Here is a 15,761-nt window from a genome sequence, read left to right as displayed (position 1 = left end):
TCCCTGCTTTCCCCGACTGTATCCCACAGTGGATCCCTGGCAACAGGGCCGGAAACCACTAAGCTAGGAGCGGCTCTACTCTTGGGAAATCTTGGCCATGCAAATCCCATCGCAAGTCCTCCGCGAGCGCCTGCGCTTTCAGGGCCACAAGTACACCTTCGTCAGCCAGCGTCTGCGCTTTCCCAACGGCACAGAGGGGGAGCGGGAGTACCTCATCCACCCCGGGGGCGTGGTGGCTGTGCCAGTGACTGCCGAGGGCAAGTTTGTCTGCATTCGCCAGTATCGCTTTGCCGTCGCCTCCTACCTTTACGAATTCCCAGCGGGTACGGTCGAGCCGGGAGAACATCCGGACGAAACCATTCGCCGCGAGCTGGAGGAGGAAACCGGCCTGCGGGCCCACCGCTGGGATTCACTTGGCCAGTTTTATCTCTGCCCCGGCTATTCCAGCGAGATTATGTACGCCTATCTGGCGCGGGATCTGGAAGTGCTGGACTCTCCTCCGGCAAGGGATGAAGACGAAGACATTACTGTTGTCGAGTTTTCCCCGGCTGAACTTACAGAGAAAGCTCGTTTTGGCCTCGATTTGGACAGCAAATCCATTGCCTGCTTTTGGCGGGCTCAGCTGTTTTTGGCCTCGGAAAAGGGGGTCAGTGCCGCTGGGCGCTAATCCCCCGCAGCGAAAGAGGAGGACTACAGCAAGGTGGCAGCATGGCGGGCGGCCCCCCTCAAACCCACCTGCTCGTTAAGCACCACCTGCACCGACAGCTGTTCCAACAGCGGCCGCATTCGCCCTTTGTCCAAAAACGCCGCTAGAAACTCCCCCTGGCGCAACAGGGGCAAGAGCTTGGGGGCAATCCCACCGGCAAGGAACAGCCCACCCCGGGGCAATAGGTGCAGGGCAAAATTGCCAACAGCCGCTCCGTAGAGGCTAATAAACAGCCGCAAACACTCCATAGCTAGAGGATCCCGTCCCTCGAGGGCGGCATTAGCAATGTGGGCGGCTGGATCAATTTCCCTAGCTCCCCCTTCCCAGGCAGCAACCTGGGCTAACCCTTGCTCCTCTCCCTGGGACCGGCGACTATCCCGCAAAAACTGGTAGATAGCTACGATCCCCTGGCCGGAGACCACCCGCTCGGTGGAGACACGCCCGTATCGCTGTTGCAAATACTGCAGCAGCTCCCATTCCAGAGGAGTGCGCGGGGGAAAATCCACGTGGCCTCCCTCGCTGGGATAGACCTGGTAGCCGCCCTCTCCCCAGGTAAGGTAGGCCTGCCCCAGCCCCGTGCCCGCCCCTATGACGCCAATGGGTGCCCGCGGCTGCCGCTCCCCCGCTTGCAGAGTCTCCAGCTCCGCATCGTGCAGGGCTAGCACGCCATAGCCTACGGCGCTGAAGTCGTTGATCAAGGCCAGGCGCGGGATCCCCAGTTCTGCCGTCAACTGGCTTGAGTGCAAGCTCCAGGACAGGTTGGTGATTTTGGCCCTTTGTCCGCCGCTTTTCTCCTCCACCACTGGGCCGGCCACGGCAAAACAAGCAGCAGCCGGCTGCGGATCCCACCCCAGCTCCTGCCGAGCTTGGGCCAGAAACTCCTGCACCAGGGGGGCAAGGCTGGAGTAATTTTGGCTGGCGTAGCGGCGGCTGTAGAGGCTGTGCTCGGGATCCTCGGCCTTGACCAGACTGAGGCTGGTCTTGGTGCCCCCAACATCTCCGGCCAGCAGCAACTCCATGGGGCCTTCTCCGAGCAGCGCGCCCATTCCACCCTGCCATTTTCGGCAGGGCTCTGGCAATGGACGTCGGAATCCAGAGGTGGGAAGGTCTCTTGCCCATGCCAGGGTTACCCCGAGCTGGCTGGCGGAACCGGGGCTGGCTGCGTTGGGAGCCGCTCTGGCCCATGCTGAATTGGCGGCAACGCTTTGCCCGCCTTGGCACCTAGTTTGGCTCCCTCTGAGGCACGGCAGGAGTGGCAGCAGGCGACGCCGTTTGACCGGCTGGAGACGCAGCTGACGCAGGGGAGGGTGCCTCTGCTTGCCCAGGGGGCAAGAAATCGACGACTTCCCACCCCTTGCCATCGGGGGAGCTAGAGGCCAACAGCCATCGCTCAGTTAGGCCTTGAGACCCCGCCGATTGGACTTGTTGGCGGGCCAAGGTGAGCTGAAAGGGATCGCCTTTGCGGCGGTAGGGGCGGCGGGATCCCGGTGGCTTCACCCTTAGAGTATAGGTGCCGCTGAGGTGGTGGATCTCCAGTTTTTCCCCGGTTGCTACCCGCAGCCCCGTCTCCCGGCGATCCCGGCGAATGCGGACATCCTGCACTTCCAGATGGGCTGCCAAGCGGTCACTGCCCACCAGCGAGGCTACTGGCTCCGACAGGTGAGCAATCTGGTAGGTCAGGGCCTGTTGGACAACAGACTGGGGTGGCTGGGGAGCGCAGCCTGCTAGGAGCCCCACCAGGGCAAGGGCCAGGAGGCTGAGCAGACAACGCCTGCCACGGTTGCCTGCTGCTTTTGCCGTGGCTCTCTCCTTAGGCATCTCCTCTTCCCGGCAGCTTGGCCAAGTCTGTTAGACCATAGCAGCGCTGGGGTGCTGCTTTAGGTACTCGGTATTAACTCCCGACTCGCGGGTGAGCGCCACTAGACCCGTGCGGGCGATCTCCCGAATGCCAAAGCTAGTCAACATTTTGATGATGGCCGCCATTTTGCCCGGATCCCCGGTGACTTCCAAAGTTAAAGACTCTTCCGCCACATCGACGATGCGGGCCCGGAACATCTGCGCCACGTCCATGATGGCAGAGCGGGTTTCGATGCTGGCATTGACCTTGACCAGCATCAGCTCCCGTTCTACACAGGGGACGTGGGTAATATCCGTTACTTTCAGAACCTCGATGAGCTTGTAGAGCTGCTTGGTTAGCTGCTCCACATCGTGCTCGTCTCCCTGCACCACCATGGTGATGCGGGAGATCCCAGGCCGTTCAGTAGGGCCAACGGTGAGGCTGTCGATATTGAAGCCCCGCCGGGCAAACATGCCGGCAATGCGGGTTAAGACGCCGGGCTGATCCTGCACAAGAGCGCTAAGGGTATGTCTCACGGCAACCGCAGAGGAGAGTGGCGGGAAGTAGGCGATGGCCTTGTACAAATCCTACCCCAATTCCACAGCTGCCAGGGGGGATCCTCGAGCCTTGCCGAATTGAGCTCAGCCGTGCTAAGGATCTCCATCCTCATCCTGGAGTTGGCGCAAAGCGCGCTGCACCTGCTCTTGCAGAACCCGGTTGTGGCGCTGGTGGCCAGGGTGCAAGGCGGCTTGCCAGCTGGCAATGGCAGTCTTGAGGTCTCCCATATTCCGGTAGGCCAGTCCCCTCGCGTAGAGGCCGTACTCGTCGGCAAGGTCAAGGGGAATGCCGCTGGCCTCCAGGCGAAAGGCCTGGTCGTAGTCGTCGAGGGCTGCCCCAAGCTCCCCCAGCTCGTAGAGCAGATTGCCCCTGAGGTAGAGAGCGCAGGGCTGGCCGGGCTCTGCCTCTAGGCTACGGCTGAGGTCGGCAATCGCTTCGAGGTAGCGATCGGCCCAGGCGTAGGCGATCCCCCGCCGGTAGTAATGGGCTGGGCAGGGATCCCAGCGGATGGCCTGGGACCAGTCGGCTACAGCCGCCTCCCACTCCCCCAGGTAGCCGTACACCTGAGCACGGCAGGCATACGCGGGCGCCCAGGTGGGATCCCGCGCAACTGCCTCATCCAAGGGAGCCAGCGCTGAAGGTAGGGATCCCTGCTGCAGGTACAGCTCAGCCAGACGGAGATGGTAAGTAGGGCTGGGATGCAGCCGTACTAGCTTGGTCAACTCGGCGGTTGCCCCTTGCAGATCCCCTCGCGCTTGGTAAATGAGGCTGCGGTAGAAACAGGGTTCCGAGCGACGGGGGATCAACTGGGCAGCCTGGTCGAAGTCTTCCAGGGCCTGGGCAAGCTGACCCAGTTCGAGGCGGATCTGTCCCCGCAGGAGGTAGGCGTTGGCTAGACGGGGATCCCGTTGCAGCGCCAGGGTAAGCTGCTGCAGGGCCCCTAGCAATCCCGGTTGAGCCACCGTTCGCGAGCGCGGTTGTAGGCCAAGATGGCCGGGCGAGTAAAGGCAGAAATCGCCGCTGCGCTGGCCAGGCCCATCACCGCCAAGAGGCGATCCTGGTGCCAACTGGCCAGGCTCCCCAGCAGCAAGGCAGCGGCAACCCCAAGGCGCAGGCCAGCAGAGGTGTAGGCTTTGAGCATGGTATTCCGCCGCCCTGAAAGACCTGCGAAACGATAACAATTATGGCAGGGCATTGCTTGCCGCGTTTCTGCCTTCTTCCTGCTTCCACGACCTGTAGCTGGTAGTAACTCTACACCTACCAGCCGGCTAGGGGGGTCTCCACAGACGTCACTTCCTGTCGAGCTGACGGGAGTTGCCCCTTACTCTTGATGCCAACCTTAGCTTAGGCAAAATACCTACCGAAGAGAGGTAGCTGCTGGCCCACTAGCTCAGCTACTCCACGTTAAGTCAGAAGATTTGTTGGCAACGCTAGATTTGTTGGCAACGCTGCCCAGTGTGCCACAAAGTAGCAAAGGTGCTCCGCACCCCTGTTGCGAACGAGAGCCCCCTGCTCTGGTATCCTGACACCCGCCCGGTAAAACGCTGGCCAGAGGAGGAGATGGGCGTCAAACTGACGGTGGTATCTACCCAAAGGCAGCAGTGGAAGACAAGTCGAGGACTGGCTTGGGCCGGCAGCCTTTACAGAATAGCCAGAGCAGCCGGCAACTTGCCCGCTGGCGCCGCCACCGAGCTAAGGAACAGCAGCTGGCGTGGCTTTGGGAGGATCGGATCCCGACGGCCCGACAACTGAACTTTCGCCTTGCGGCGGTGGGCTTGGCTTTGGCCGTCGCTTTCTTGGGAGCGGGGGCGCGTTTGGTTTACTTGCAACACTACCAAGGGCCAACCCTACAGCAGCGGGCCGAGGCTCAGCAGCGGGCCCACCTCCGACCCTTCCTCCCTCGCCGTTCGATCGTGGATCGCCACTCCGTAGCTCGGCAGCAGGCGGAGCTGTTGGCCGTAGATCGCCCTGCCTATACCCTTTGGGCCCATCCCCGCCTTTTTGGCAGGCGCACTCCGCAGGAGATTGCCACGGCTCTAGCCCCTCTGCTGCGGCGGCCAGTTGAGCAATTGACCCAGCAGTTGTCGGCTAACCATGCGGTGCGGCTGGAGCGCTGGCTGGCGCCAGAAGTGGCGGAGCAAATTCAGGCTCTGTACCTGGACGGCCTGGAGCTGGTGAGCGAGCGGCAGCGGGTTTATCCCCAAAAGGAGATGGCTGCTGAGGTGGTGGGCTATGTGGATTTAGACCACCGCGGCCAGGCAGGAGTGGAATATTCTCAACAGGCACTGCTGGAGCGGACAGTTCAGCCAGTTACCATTCCCCGAGATGGCTACGGCCAGTTGTTGGCTGCCGAGGTGCCGGAAAGGCTGCTGCAATCCGGCGAGACGGTGCTGCAACTGACCTTGGACATGCGCCTGCAGCGGGCTGCCCGCGCTGCTTTGAAAGCCCAGATGGAACGGTTTCAGGCGCTGCGGGGCACGGTGATTGTTTTGCAGCCCCACACTGGCGAGATCCTCGCCTTGGTGAGCGAGCCCACCTACGATCCCAACCGCTACTTCGAGTACGACCCTGCCCTTTTTCGCAACTGGGCCGTTACAGACTTGTACGAGCCGGGATCCACCTTCAAGCCTATCAACATCGCCATTGGGCTCGATGCCGGGGCCTTCACCGCCAGCGAGCGGGTTTACGACGCAGGGCGGATCTGGATTGGCCGCTGGCCCATCCAAAACCACGACTACCGCCAGCGGGGTGCCCATGGCTGGCTAAGCGTTACCGAGATTCTGCGCCTGTCCAGCAACGTGGGTATGGTGCACCTGATGCAAAAGCTGGATCCCCGCCAGTACCACCATGCCCTCCTACGGCTGGGATTGAACGACCGCAGCGGTGTCGATCTGCCCTTCGAGCCGCCCAGCCGCCTGAAGCCCCTGCGGCAATTTGTAACCGTGCCAGTGGAGCGGGCCACCGTCGCCTTTGGCCAGGGATTGGCTCTCACTCCTCTGCAGTTAGCCGCCTTGCACTGCATCATCGCCAACGGCGGGTTAAAGGTGCGGCCCCATGTGGTGCGCGGCCTAGTGGAGAAGGATACCGACACCCTGGTTTGGGGCCCCCCCCGGCCAGCGCCAGTGCGGGTGTTGTCGGAAGAGGCCACGTTGGCAGTGCGCATCCAGATGCGGGATGTGGTGGATTTTGGCACTGGGCAGTCGGCCAAGGTCGAGGGGTATGAGATCGGCGGTAAAACGGGCACAGCGCAGAAAGTTGGGCCGCAGGGGGGCTACTTGCCCGGCAAGCGCATCACCAGTTTTGTGGCCTATTTCCCAGCCCTTCGTCCTCAGTATGTGATTTTGGCTGTGATCGACGAGCCAAAGGGGGAAGATGCCTTTGGATCGACGACAGCAGCTCCCGTGGTTCGCTCGGTGATCCAGGAGATCATTGCCCTAGAAGGGATCCGCCCCAATTCCCCATAGGAAAAGGCTGGGATCAGGACTGGCTGCCATGGGCATCTGACCTTGGTGCTGCCACCCGCCAGCTCAGTTTAGCGTTGAGATAAAAGTTCCAAAATACAACAATACCAATTGCGATCAAGTTAGCGAGCAAATAGTGAATGCCCAGGCGCTCGCTCAGCAAGATCAACAACAAAGAGTTGAGCAGCAGGCCAATCAAGCAAATGACATTAAACTTGACCAGTCGCTGCAGACGATTCCAGAGGCCTGGCTGTAGCCGAGTGACATGGCGAAAGGTCCAGAGGTCGTTCCAGAGGAAGTTATTGAGGATGGCCACCTCAGAGGCGATAAGTTTGCTGATAGCCAGATCCCACCCTAAGTTGTTGGGATCGTGGAACAGATACAGCAACGTCATATCCACAAACGTGCCGGACAGTCCAACCACGCTGAAGCGCAAAAAGGATCCCACTTGACCTAGCGAAAAGCGCAGCGCAATGAGGTGGTGGAGATACTGGAGGCAGGTTTGCAGTTGGATTTTGCTCTCGCCGTTTTGGCGCTCCTGAAAGATGTAGCCGACTTCAGCAATGGTCCTCACCCGGCCCCGCGCCAGCACCTCAACTAGCAGCTTGTAGCCTTTGGGGCTGAGCGGGATCCCGGCAATAGCCTGGCGTCTAACTAGAAACAACCCGCTGAGAGGATCCGACACCCGCCTAAAAACCCCAGGAAGTAGCATCAGCCCAATCCACTGGGCCCCCCGGGAGACGAGGCGCCGGCCCAGGTTCCAGTGGCTCACTCCCCCCGACTCCGCGTAGCGGCTGCCCACCACCAGGTCTACTCCCTCTTGGATGGCAGGCCACAGCTTGAGAACAATCTCCGGCGGGTGCTGCAAGTCCCCATCCATCACCCCCAGGACCTCGCCGCGGGCCGCTTGCCATCCCCGCAACACCGCCGTGGCCAGCCCCCGTTCGTGGTCTCGGCAGATAACCTGCAGTTGGGGAAATTCCTCTTGCAGTTCCTGGGCCACTTTGGCGGTGTAATCGGGGCTATTGTCATCCACCACGATCAGCTCGTAGGCCCCAGGTAGGATTTTGTCCAGATGGGCACACAACTGCCGGATCAGGCTGCAGATGCTGGAGGCCTCGTTGTAGGTGGGAACAACCAGCGAAAGCTGGACAGAGGTGGGCTGAGAGAGCGGCGGGATTTGAATAGGGACTGTCGAAGCTTGCGGATGGTCGGACGAAGTAAGAGTTCCCTGAGGCATTCAGCAGGCCATCCAAAAAACATCGAGGAGAATCCTAAGCAGGAGCGCGGAAACACCGCCCCGCGCCACCAAAGCGCTAATCCCCTATCCTATCGGGGGATAACCCCCAGAGCTAGACAGTTCTCCACCTGCCCAGCTTGCCTAGGAAGATCCCGTCGAAGGGAGCGGGATCTAGGCCGCGGCAGAGTTGGGCTCTCGCAAGCCTCGATGAGCGTTTGTTTGGCCTGCCAGTCGAGGAGGAGCTGCGCCATGGCTAAGCCGCCAAGGGGTTGCAGAGGGCCCTCTGGCCCGTTGCTATCTGTGGGCGGTAGTTGGCGCAGGTAGAGCTGGGTGGGCAGAGAGAGCAACTGAACCGAAACGTAGGGCAAGGGGCCGGCCTCTTGCCAACCGCCTCCACTGCAGGGGCGATAAACGTCTGCGGCGAGCGTCTGCCAACCGTCAACTGTGGCTCGTTGTAGCAGCAGATCCCGTGGACAGCTGTGAAGGGGAGCTGCTCAGAAAGAGAGGGCTGGGCTTTGCGAGCAGACGCCGCCTGCGGTTGTTGCATCCAGCGTCGCACCCTAGGCAGGAGAGGATGGTTCATCATTTGCTCGGCAACGTCTTTCTCTCCTTTAACCGGCCAGCCCAGGGAGCCGCCTAGTCGCCAATGGTGATCTGGCCAATCATGCCGGCTTCTGCGTGACCAGGGATGGTGCAAGCCAGAGAGTAGACCCCAGATTTGAGGGGGATAAACTGCCACTCCACCGACGCGCCCGGCTTGAGCTCAATTTCTCGGATCTGCCCTTTAATTTCCACGCCAGCCACCTCCAGTTTGCGTGTCCAAACAGCATCGGCAAAGTCCTTGGCGCTGAAGTAGTGCTTCAATTGGCTGGGGTTGCTCAAGCGCAATCGGTAGAGGTTGCCATTGCGAAAAAAGAGCTCCTTAGGCGCAAATGCCAACTGGTTGTCAACCGTGCCCAGCTCGACTGCCCTTTCCTGGGGCGTTTGCCGCGACAGATCCCGTCCCCACGCCGGCCAGGAGATCCCGCTGCTCAACATCCACAGACAAAAGCTCACTAGCAGGAGATAGCGCAGCCCACGCAGCATACCCAACAGGGAAACTCCGCCTGGAAACCTAAGATAGCAATTCACGAAAAACGGGGCAGGCAACCCCCAACTTTAGCCAGGGGGTACTTGACCAAGCCGCACAGTTGGGGGCGCCTCTTCGGCTGTTTCCTTCCCCCATTCCACCGCTACCGCTGCAACGTAGCCATCGGCAACCCCCAGAGGCAAGGTTAGCCAGCCGGGATCCCTGGCCAACCTTCTGGCACCGGCTAGGCCCACACCCACGGCTTTTAGGAGGGCCTCTCTTTGGGTCCACATCTGCAAAAAAGCCGCATCTCGCTCTGGCGGTGGGCAGGCCAGGAGGTAAGCTTGCTCGGCAGCAGAAAAGTAGCGGCGGGCAATGCGCTGCCAGCGGGGCACGGGTCGGATCCGCTCCAAGTCCACGCCAATTCGACGGTGCAGCGCCAAGCCAACCAGGATCCACTGGTGGGAGTGGCTGAGGTTAAACTGCAGCGGCAGAGGTGGATCCCGCCAGTAGGGCTTGCCGGTAACCGTGCGGTCGAGGGAGATGGCTTGAGGCGGAATGCCGCTATAGTGGCTAAGCAAAGTTCGCAGCAACAAGCGGCCAGCCAGAAAACGGCGCCGATCCTCCACCAGTTGCAATTGCCCCGCCCGCTGCCGTTCCTCGAGGGAGAGCAGCTCAAGCCGAGGAAGCAACACCTCCAGAGGGGGCACTGCCTGTAGCCACAGGTGGATCTCCGGCTTTTCCAGCTCCAGCAGCGGCTGCCGCAATCTTACCCTTCCACCCTCTTGAGACCTAGACAGCTCGAGAGGTTGCGAATGGGGTAACATGGCCTTGAGCTGGCGTGGTTGGCAACACCACCTAGACAGTACTTCCTTTAAACGTGTTCCCAAGGCCCGGCTCGAGCTAATGTCTTCCTTTCACTACCCACCCCGCCCCGGCCCTGTTCGCGCCGCTCGACAACAGGCTATTTGCCAAGGGATCCCCTGGCTGTTGCTGGGCTTTACGGCTATTTTGTCCGGCTCCGCTGGGGCCTTCCTGGCGGCCATACTGCACCGCCCGATCCTTCCCCCCTCTCTAAGTGCTGAGGAACAGGCAGCCTTTCGACCGGATGCCCTGCGCGCTGCTGCTCTAGATCGATCCTTGCACATCCTCATTCTGGGCCTCGACAGGCCAGATCCCGCCCTCTCGGGAACAGGGGATCAGGACCGCTTCAACACCCGCTCCGATACCATTCTTCTGGCCCGCTTTGACCCCCAGGCGCGGCGGATTACCGTGTTGTCGATCCCCCGCGACACCCGTGTGCGCCTGCCCGGCTTCGGCGTGGCCAAGATCAACGCCGCCAACGTGGTGGGAGGCCCCGCCCTAACAGCTCAGGTGGTAAGCCAGTTGCTGGGCGGGATCCCGATTGACCGCTACGTCCGCCTCAATACCGAAGCCCTGGAAGCGCTGATTGACGCGGTGGGTGGCGTAGAGGTCTACGTGCCGGAGCCCATGCACTACGTGGATCGTACGCAGCAGTTGTTCATTACCCTACAACCCGGCTGGCACCGCCTCAACGGCAAACAGGCCCACCACTTTGCCCGCTTTCGCCACGACCAGCTGGGGTTAGGAGATATTGGCCGGGTGCAACGGCAACAGGAGCTGCTGCGGGCCCTCAGCCGGGAACTGCTCTCCCCCGCCGTCTGGCTGCGCATCCCAAAGGTTTTGCAGGTTGTCCGCACCCACTTGGATACCAACCTCACCTGGGAAGAAGTCTTGAGCTTGGCCAAATTCCTTCTCACCTACGGCGGGGATCGCATGGATCTGGTGCTGTTGCCGGGCCGCTTCAGCCAGGCGGGAGAATTTGCCACCAGCTACTGGCTGCCGGATCTGGCCGGGATCCGCCGTGTGGCCGCCACCCATTTTGGCCTAGAGGCGGAAGTGACCCCCATCCCGCCGCAACACCTGCGCATAGCCGTGCAAAACGCTACCGGCAAGCCGGGGATGGCCCGCCGCATGGTGCAAGAACTGGTTAGACAGGGCTATGCCCAAGCTTTTGCCGTCGAGGATAGCCCCCAGGTGTTGCCGCGCACCGAGATCCTTGCCCAAAGTGGGGACTGGGAGGGGGCTAGGCAGGTTCGCGCTGCCATTGGGCTAGGAGAGGTGCGGGTGGAGTCCACGGGAGTTCTCAACTCCGACGTCACCATTCGCCTAGGTCGAGATTGGGCGGAGCAGCTTACCCTCGGTAGGAACCAAGCTCAGAGCCTCTAGGGCCAGCTGGTTTGAGTGCAGATTTATTGCCCTGCTGCCCTAAACGGCAGAGCACAAAGCCGCTCTACTGGGGCCTACGAAGGTCATGCATAGTAGTGGGCAAGGCTTGAGGCTTGGTCTTCTTGGTAAATTGGAACTAAGCTGGTTCGAGTGACAAGCTGCCTATGGCCGTCTTGGAACAAGGAGCCATCACTGTCCACACGGAAAATATTTTTCCCATCATCAAGCAGTTTCTCTACTCGGATCGCGAGATCTTTTTGCGGGAGCTGATCTCTAACGCTGCTGACGCTATTGCCAAGCTGAAAATGGCCAAGCTGGCCGGCGAAGTGACGGAGCCTCCAGAACCAGAGATTGTTATTGCGCTTAACAAAGAGGCAAAGACTCTCTCCGTAAGCGACACTGGCATCGGCATGACTGCCGAAGAGGTGAAAAAATATATCAACCAAGTGGCCTTTTCCAGCGCTGAAGAGTTTATTCAAAAGTACAAAGACAAGGGTGCTGACCAGGTGATCATCGGCCACTTTGGCCTAGGTTTTTATTCTTCCTTTATGGTGGCGCAGCGGGTGGAGATCGACACCCTTTCCTACCAGCCCGGCAGCACCCCTGTGAAATGGTCCTGTGACGGCAGCCCCAATTTTACCCTCTCGGATTCCCAGCGCTCTGCTATCGGCACCACCGTCACCCTTTACCTAACCTCCGATAGCGAGGAGTACCTGGATCCAAGTCGCATCCGCGAATTGGTGCGCAAGTACTGCGATTTTATTCCCGTTCCCATCAAGCTCAATGGAGAAGTCATCAACCGGCAAAAGCCCCTCTGGAAGATTTCTCCCTCAGAGCTCAAAGACGAGGACTACCTGGAGTTTTACCGCTACCTGTATCCCTTCCAGGAAGATCCCCACTTCTGGGTTCACATCAACACGGACTATCCTTTCATTGTGCAAGGGATCCTTTACTTCCCCAAGCTGCGCCCGGACATCGATCCCACCAAGGGCCAAGTTAAACTGTTTTGCAACCAAGTTTTTGTCCAGGATAACTGCGAGGAAGTTATCCCTAAGTTCCTCCTGCCCCTTCGCGGCGCCATCGACAGTCCCGATATTCCTCTCAACGTCTCCCGCAGTTTTTTGCAGAATGACCGCACTGTCAGGCGCATTGGGGATCACATAGCCAAAAAGGTGGCGGATCGCCTCAACGAGCTCTACCGAGAAGACTACGAAAAGTACGTCAGGGTCTGGCCCGATATCAGTCTATTTATGAAATTTGGGGCAATGAATAGCGACAAATTCTTTGCCCAGATTAAGGACATTCTCATCTTCCGAGTGGCCGGATCCCCTGCCGACAAACCCGAGTACGTGACCCTCAAGGAATACCTAGAGCGCACGCGAGAGAAACAGAACAAGCGGGTTTACTACGCCACGGACGAGGCAGCCCAGAGCGCCTACATTGACCTGCACCGCTCCCAGGGCCTAGAAGTCATCATGCTAGATAGCTGGATCGACAGCCATTTCAGCAGCTTCCTGGAGCGAGAGTATCGCGAAGAGGGGATCCAATTTAAGCGGGTGGACTCGGAGTTGGATGAAGCCCTGATCAACAAAGACAAAGCTGCTGAGCTTGTCGACCCCCTAACTCAGAAAACCCGTAGTGAAAAGCTAGTAGATCTTTTCCGTCAGGCGCTGGGGAAAGAAAAGCTGCAGATCAAGGCTGAGGCCCTTAAGTCCGAGTCTGTGCCGGCCATGATCCTGCTGCCGGAAACCCTGCGGCGCTTGCAGGAGCTCAATGCCATCCTGCAACAGAAGCCGATGGAGTTTTTGGAAGAACACACCTTAGTGGTCAACACTGCCCATCCCCTCATTCAGAACCTGCAAGCTTTAGCCGAGGAGGGCCGGGATCCGGAGCTGGTCAATCTTATCTGCAACCACATCTATGACCTGGCGCTGATTACCCAGAAAAGCTTCGACCCGGCAGCGGCGCGGGCTTTCGTGCAGCGCTCTAACGAGGTGCTGACGCGGCTTACCCGCCGTCAGTAGGCAGCACTCTCCCAGCTTGCCCCTGCTTGCAGGGCTTCTGCTGCCCCAGGCAAGGGGGGACGAGGGCCAGCGCCGTTTCTACTTTCTTGGAGAAGGGGAGCCACTTGACGCATGAGCGTAGCCATCTCCAGGGCGCTCATGGCGTACTCCCAGCCTTTGTTGTTTTTGATCCCGGCTCGCTCCAGCGCCTGCTGCAGGGTGTCCGCCGTGAGGATCCCGAAAATGACCGGCACGCCAGTGCGAAAGCCTGCTGCCGCGATCCCCTTGGCCACCTCTGCCGACACATAGTCAAAGTGGGGGGTCTGCCCTCGGATCACCGCCCCCAGGCAGATGATGGCATCGTAGCGGCGGGACTGGGCCAGTTGGTGGGCCACCAGCGGCACCTCAAAGCTGCCAGGCACCCAGTAGTAGTCCACCTGGCGACTCTCGGGGCTGACATCCAGGCCATGCCGCCTTAGAGCATCCTGGCACCCCTCCAGCAACTTGCCCACAATCAAATCGTTAAACCGACTGATGACGATAGCTAGACGCAGATCGCCTGTCTGCGTAAAATTCCCCTCGTAAACTGCCATCTTGCTGCTCCAGGAAAAGGAAGCGGCCTCCCCTAGGCTACAAAGCTGCACTCTTCCATCCTGACATACTTCTTGCCATCCCACTTTCAGGAGGATAGTTCTGCAGCTGCCCATCGAGCAGCAAGATTGACATCCTCCCCCAGTGATCTAGCTAGGCCAGGAAGGGATCCCTGGCCGGACGGCGCGGCAGTCTGGTACATGTCTCCAGGCTGGCGGCCCACTCGCCGAGGAGGGTGTTGACCCAGTGAGGCAGCTCGTCGTGGGCGCAGTGACCCACCCCCGGTAGCTTCACCAACGTAAGAGCTGGCTGCCAGCGCTTGAACTGATCCGCCAAAAAGCTGGGTACCGCTGGATCCTCTTGACCCCAGAGGAGGAGAATGGGCATTTTGAGGGTGGGCAGGAGGCGCTTGGGGCTATCGAAGGGGCGGCAGAGGATGGCCCTGAGGCTGTCCAAGAACACGTGGGCTGCTCCTGGCTCAAAAGCTGGCGTTTGGAAGATCTGCACCAGCTCATCGTCCACTTGCTCATCGCGCTTGTAGACGTTCTTGATCCAAGCCCGCAGCACCTTAGTCTGTCGCAGCCAATTAAAGAGGTGAGGGCCCAGCAGCGCCAGGATCCCTTCGCAGAAAGCTCGCACTAGGGCATCCCAGGGAGGGGGCAGTTCTTCTGGATGGGGCCCGTCGGCGCAGCTAATCAAGCATAGGCCCCTCACCATCTGGGGATAGCGGGCAGCCGCAATCACCCCCACCAACCCGCCAAGGGAGTGGCCAACCAGGATCATAGGCTGGCGGATGTGGACGCGCCAAAACTCGTACACCTGCTCCACCCAGAGATCGACGCTGTAGGCGATCTCCGGCTTGGCGCTCTTGCCAAATCCCAGCAAGTCAAGGGCGTAGACAGGGCGCTGGGATCCTAGAGGGACGATGTTGTGGCGCCAGTGGCCGACGGAGGCGCCAAAGCCGTGGATTAAAAGAGCCGGCGCTGCCACCAAGTTTACCTGGCCTGCAGGAGTTTGGGCGCGACTAGGAGTGTAGGTGAAGTGAACCGGCCAGCCGCGCCAAAGCCAGGTTTGAGAGTGGCCGTAGCGAGGCAGGCCCGAGAGGGGATCCCTGCTGTCGACTGCCTGGGACGGGGAAGGTAGGGATCCCGGCGCGGAGGGAATAGAAAGGGAGTTGGGTGTGTGCAAGGAAGGAGTAAACAAGCCCACCTCCATCAGAATAGACCAATCATGGCCGCTTCTTCGGAGCGTCTAGAGTGGACTAACGGGGCGTTTTGGGGACTAGAGGTTCCGCCCAGCTTCCGCCCGCCAGCAGTCTTCGCTTGAGCTCTACTTGCAGATTCGATGAGCGAGAAAACCGACGAGACGGCCTGGATAGACCCGATTACAGCAGCCAGCTTTCGCCAGATTGACCAAGAGATCGGCCCCCACCCCTGGCAGGGGATCCCCTATGAGATCGTGCGCCGCGCTATCCACGCCACGGCCGACTTCGAGCTCCGGGATCGCTTTGTGTTCAGCCCCACGGCGGTTGAGGCGGGGCTAGCGGCCCTGCGGCAAAAACGACCAGTGGTGGTGGATGTGAGGATGGTAGCCGCCGGGATCCAAGCTGGTCTGCAGGCCCAGGGGATTCCGCTCTACTGCGCCTTGGACTGGGTGGAAGAGCCCCTCGAGGTGGGGCAAACCCGCACCGCTCAAGGGATGATCAAGGTGGCCCGCTGCTACCCAGAGGCAATCTTTGTCGTCGGCAACGCGCCCACAGCCCTGCTGGCGCTGGTGGAAGAGATTCGGGCACAGCGGGTCCGGCCCAGCCTGGTGATTGGGGTGCCGGTGGGCTTTGTGGCAGTAGAAGAGGCAAAGCAAGCCTTGGCCCAGACAGAGGTTCCCCAGATTCGGGTGGAGGGCCGTAAAGGGGGATCCCCGGTGGCTGCCGCCATTGTCAATGCCCTGCTGCTGGCTGCCCGCCGGGACTAGAGTTGGGGACGAGCTGGGAAGGCCATCCAGGAATCTCGCCGCGATAGAAATGCAGGAAACCCCATACGCCAGTAC

At 60.3% G+C, this 15,761-nt stretch carries 16 protein-coding genes; 5 read left to right on the top strand and 11 right to left on the bottom strand.

Annotated features, from left to right (window positions below):
• Window positions 1-97 precede the first annotated feature (97 nt).
• Complete coding sequence (locus tag NW812_RS01755) at window positions 98-667, top strand: NUDIX hydrolase (RefSeq protein WP_414393499.1); 570 nt, start codon at window positions 98-100, stop codon at window positions 665-667.
• 23 nt (window positions 668-690) lie between these two features.
• Here the strand turns inward: NW812_RS01755 and NW812_RS01750 are convergent, their stop codons facing one another.
• The 5 genes from NW812_RS01750 to NW812_RS01730 form a co-directional block, all read right to left on the bottom strand.
• On the bottom strand, window positions 691-1,725 hold the full coding sequence (locus NW812_RS01750) for a glucokinase (protein ID WP_414393795.1): 1,035 nt from the start codon (window positions 1,723-1,725) through the stop codon (window positions 691-693).
• 202 nt (window positions 1,726-1,927) lie between these two features.
• On the bottom strand, window positions 1,928-2,524 hold the full coding sequence (locus NW812_RS01745; protein WP_414393497.1) for a hypothetical protein: 597 nt from the start codon (window positions 2,522-2,524) through the stop codon (window positions 1,928-1,930).
• Window positions 2,525-2,554: 30 nt separating this feature from the next.
• A complete protein-coding gene (ilvN, locus tag NW812_RS01740; protein WP_414393495.1) occupies window positions 2,555-3,079 on the bottom strand; it encodes an acetolactate synthase small subunit in 525 nt (174 codons plus the stop codon).
• A gap of 114 nt (window positions 3,080-3,193) precedes the next feature.
• The gene (locus tag NW812_RS01735) at window positions 3,194-4,063 is read right to left on the bottom strand and encodes a tetratricopeptide repeat protein (protein ID WP_414393493.1); all 870 of its coding nucleotides are present in this window, start codon (window positions 4,061-4,063) and stop codon (window positions 3,194-3,196) included.
• Window positions 4,042-4,242, bottom strand: coding sequence for a hypothetical protein (locus tag NW812_RS01730; protein ID WP_414393491.1), 201 nt, complete (start codon window positions 4,240-4,242; stop codon window positions 4,042-4,044). The genes NW812_RS01735 and NW812_RS01730 overlap by 22 nt, the downstream gene beginning before the upstream one ends.
• A gap of 460 nt (window positions 4,243-4,702) precedes the next feature.
• On the opposite strand from NW812_RS01730, the gene NW812_RS01725 reads away from it, so the two are divergent.
• On the top strand, window positions 4,703-6,565 hold the full coding sequence (locus NW812_RS01725; protein WP_414393489.1) for a peptidoglycan D,D-transpeptidase FtsI family protein: 1,863 nt from the start codon (window positions 4,703-4,705) through the stop codon (window positions 6,563-6,565).
• A 13-nt stretch (window positions 6,566-6,578) separates the two neighbouring features.
• Here NW812_RS01725 and NW812_RS01720 read toward each other — a convergent pair whose 3' ends face one another.
• The 4 genes from NW812_RS01720 to NW812_RS01705 all read right to left on the bottom strand — a co-directional run bounded on the left by NW812_RS01720 (window position 6,579) and on the right by NW812_RS01705 (window position 9,638).
• A complete protein-coding gene (locus tag NW812_RS01720; protein WP_414393487.1) occupies window positions 6,579-7,802 on the bottom strand; it encodes a glycosyltransferase in 1,224 nt (407 codons plus the stop codon).
• A gap of 89 nt (window positions 7,803-7,891) precedes the next feature.
• Window positions 7,892-8,170 carry a hypothetical protein gene (locus NW812_RS01715; RefSeq protein ID WP_414393485.1) on the bottom strand — a complete coding sequence of 93 codons (279 nt, stop codon included), beginning with the start codon at window positions 8,168-8,170 and terminating at the stop codon, window positions 7,892-7,894.
• 268 nt (window positions 8,171-8,438) lie between these two features.
• Window positions 8,439-8,888: a sulfocyanin-like copper-binding protein gene (locus NW812_RS01710; protein WP_414393484.1), complete on the bottom strand. Its 450-nt coding sequence runs from the start codon at window positions 8,886-8,888 to the stop codon at window positions 8,439-8,441.
• Window positions 8,889-8,960: 72 nt separating this feature from the next.
• Window positions 8,961-9,638: a 4'-phosphopantetheinyl transferase family protein gene (locus NW812_RS01705; RefSeq protein ID WP_414393482.1), complete on the bottom strand. Its 678-nt coding sequence runs from the start codon at window positions 9,636-9,638 to the stop codon at window positions 8,961-8,963.
• A 139-nt stretch (window positions 9,639-9,777) separates the two neighbouring features.
• On the opposite strand from NW812_RS01705, the gene NW812_RS01700 reads away from it, so the two are divergent.
• Together NW812_RS01700 and htpG are read left to right on the top strand one after the other, a co-directional pair.
• Entirely contained in the window at window positions 9,778-11,121 is a 1,344-nt protein-coding gene (locus NW812_RS01700) for an LCP family protein (protein ID WP_414393481.1), read from the top strand.
• Window positions 11,122-11,285: 164 nt separating this feature from the next.
• Window positions 11,286-13,145 (top strand): molecular chaperone HtpG, encoded by a 1,860-nt coding sequence (htpG, locus tag NW812_RS01695; RefSeq protein WP_414393479.1) that lies wholly within the window; start codon window positions 11,286-11,288, stop codon window positions 13,143-13,145.
• On the opposite strand, the gene ribH is transcribed toward htpG, so the two are convergent.
• A complete protein-coding gene (gene ribH / locus NW812_RS01690; protein ID WP_414393477.1) occupies window positions 13,139-13,717 on the bottom strand; it encodes a 6,7-dimethyl-8-ribityllumazine synthase in 579 nt (192 codons plus the stop codon). The genes htpG and ribH overlap by 7 nt on opposite strands.
• Window positions 13,718-13,868: 151 nt before the next feature.
• Window positions 13,869-14,918, bottom strand: coding sequence for an alpha/beta fold hydrolase (locus NW812_RS01685; protein ID WP_414393476.1), 1,050 nt, complete (start codon window positions 14,916-14,918; stop codon window positions 13,869-13,871).
• A 141-nt stretch (window positions 14,919-15,059) separates the two neighbouring features.
• Here NW812_RS01685 and NW812_RS01680 point away from each other — a divergent pair, with 141 nt between their 5' ends.
• Window positions 15,060-15,686, top strand: coding sequence for a cobalt-precorrin-8X methylmutase (locus NW812_RS01680; protein ID WP_414393474.1), 627 nt, complete (start codon window positions 15,060-15,062; stop codon window positions 15,684-15,686).
• The last annotated feature ends 75 nt before the right edge of the window (window positions 15,687-15,761 follow it).

Origin of the sequence: Synechococcus sp. O70.2, assembly GCF_047462135.1 — a bacterium.
In the GTDB taxonomy this organism is placed as follows: Bacteria; Cyanobacteriota; Cyanobacteriia; order Thermostichales; family Thermostichaceae; genus Thermostichus.
This window is presented reverse-complemented; position numbering and strand designations above follow the sequence as displayed.